Source organism: Candidatus Nanopusillus massiliensis (assembly GCF_920984865.1).
On sequence record NZ_OV100765.1, the window covers coordinates 428871 to 431013 of the forward strand.

3 protein-coding genes and 1 pseudogene (1 of these 4 running past the window's edge) are annotated in these 2143 nt (G+C 23.0%); 3 read left to right on the top strand and 1 reads right to left on the bottom strand.

The features are described from left to right. Positions 1 to 522: pseudogene (gene tpiA, locus LUA84_RS04435) on the bottom strand (triose-phosphate isomerase); it reaches 146 nt to the left of the window's first position. A 133-nt stretch (positions 523 to 655) separates the two neighbouring features. Between tpiA and LUA84_RS05385 the strand changes: the two are divergent. From LUA84_RS05385 to LUA84_RS03215, 3 genes are all read left to right on the top strand, one after another. Next, positions 656 to 1024 (top strand): cation-transporting P-type ATPase, encoded by a 369-nt coding sequence (locus tag LUA84_RS05385; protein ID WP_457913364.1) that lies wholly within the window; start codon positions 656 to 658, stop codon positions 1022 to 1024. Next, positions 951 to 1178 (top strand): P-type ATPase, encoded by a 228-nt coding sequence (locus LUA84_RS03210; RefSeq protein ID WP_231434408.1) that lies wholly within the window; start codon positions 951 to 953, stop codon positions 1176 to 1178. The genes LUA84_RS05385 and LUA84_RS03210 overlap by 74 nt, the downstream gene beginning before the upstream one ends. Positions 1179 to 1821: 643 nt before the next feature. Beyond that, a complete protein-coding gene (locus tag LUA84_RS03215) occupies positions 1822 to 2037 on the top strand; it encodes a hypothetical protein (RefSeq protein WP_231434409.1) in 216 nt (71 codons plus the stop codon). Positions 2038 to 2143 lie beyond the last annotated feature (106 nt).

Here is a 2143-nt window from a genome sequence, read left to right on the forward strand (position 1 = left end):
ATACTTTAATATTTGAATTAATTTCTTTTATCATCTTAACAGAATTTATTACTATCTCAGGTCTTGCAGTTGATACAGAAATTCCAGTTCCTATTAATTCTGGCGGTTCTACAGCAACATAATCTGGATTTAATTTTGCAACTGCAGCAGCTACAATATTATCATTTGCACATACTACTGTAATTAAACCTAACCTTTTTGCTATATTTATTGCCTTTTCTATATCTATACCATTTTCATTGGTTTTTCTGAATGATTTATTAAAGTTCCAACAGCACCAGCCTCTTTTACAGCTTCGGGTAATATATATCCTGTATAAGCACCTGGCTCAATTGGATCTATATGTTGTGAAAATATTTTTACTTTCTTTGCATTTCTTGATAATAAATATATATCAGGAAATTGCGGAGCAATTCCTATATCAATATTATATTCTTCAGAGACTTTTTCAGCAGCTTCTAATAATTCTAATCCCCTTTTTCCAATTGTTTCTATATAAGATTTTAAATTTATAAGCAACATTTTATAATTTATAAAATTCGTAAATTCTATAAAAATTTATAATGTGGCATTCTTTATCTATTGAAGAAGTATTTAAAAAATTAAATACTTCATATAAGGGTTTAAATGACTATTAATCTAAAGGAGGTTAAAAATATATGGAGAAAATAAAATAAAATTAGAGAAAAAGAATTTCATAAAAATTATAATTGAATATTTAAAAAATCCATTCCTATTATTGTTTCTTGTTGCAGATATATTATCAATTATTTTTGGTGGTATTTCTGAAGGATCTGCAATAACATTATTTCTAATATTATATGTAGTATCAGATTACTTACATGATAAAAAATCTGAAAAAATAATAAAATCTTTAGAAGAAAATATAGAAAGCAATGTTTTAGTTATTAGAAATGGAAAATATAAATATATAAAATCATCAAAAATTGTTGCCAGGGGACATTATTGTATTAAAATATGGACAAAGAGCTCCTGCAAATATAAGAATAATAGAATCAATTGACCTAGAAGTTGATGAAAGCTCTTTAACTGGTGAAGCAGAACCAGTAAAAAAATATAATACGATATTACCAAAGGATATTCCAATAAAAGAAAGAAAAAATATGATATTTCAGAATAGCTATATAATAAAAGGAATTGCAATGGGTTGTAGTTGAAACTGGAAACAATACATATTATTGAAGTATATACAAAAATATAACAAAACAAAAAAGAAATAAATCTCTACTACAGGAAGAATTGGATAGATTCTCATATTACATGATAATAATTATCATCAATAAACGTAATTATATCTTTTGTAATATTATTAATAAAGAATATAATAAATTTATACCAGCNNATAATATTCGTAATAGCTTTAGCTATTGTTGTAGTACCAGAAGGATTGCCTGCAGCATTAGTATTAATATATACAATAATAGCCAAAAATTGGAAAAGGATCATATATATGTAAAAGATCCCAACATATTGGAAGATATTAGCAATATAGATACTGTTGTTTTAGATAAAACTGGCACAATTACATATAATCGAATTAGTTATAAATAAATTTTTTTATAATGGAAAATTTTATATATAAAATATATAAAAATAAAGTAGAAATAATTTTTAATAAAAAAATAGTAAATATAGATGAAATAAAAGAATTCTTAATATTTTTGTATAATNNNNTAAAAAATTATTTAACAATAGATATAGAAAAAAATGCTTGGANNTCCTATCAAATTTATCAATATATAAACTTGACAAAATATTTAAAAAATTCCAAATTCTTAGAAAGATATTCTATAAATTATTTTGATCCATACAGAAAAAGATCTTGCTGTAATAGTAAAATATAATGATAAAAAATATGCAATAATAAAAGGATCTCCATCCTCCCTTTTATCTATTTCAAAATATATAATAATAAACAATAAAACATTTAGAATAGACAAATATAAAGAGAAAATTGAAAAAATTGAAAAAGAATATGGAAAAAAGGGTTATCAGAATCTTGGCAATTGGCATTAAAGAAATAGAGAATGATAAAGAACCCAAAAAAGATATAACATTCCGAGGCATTATTATTTATAAAAGATAGAATAAAAGAAGTAAACTTTAAAATATATAAAAGAAT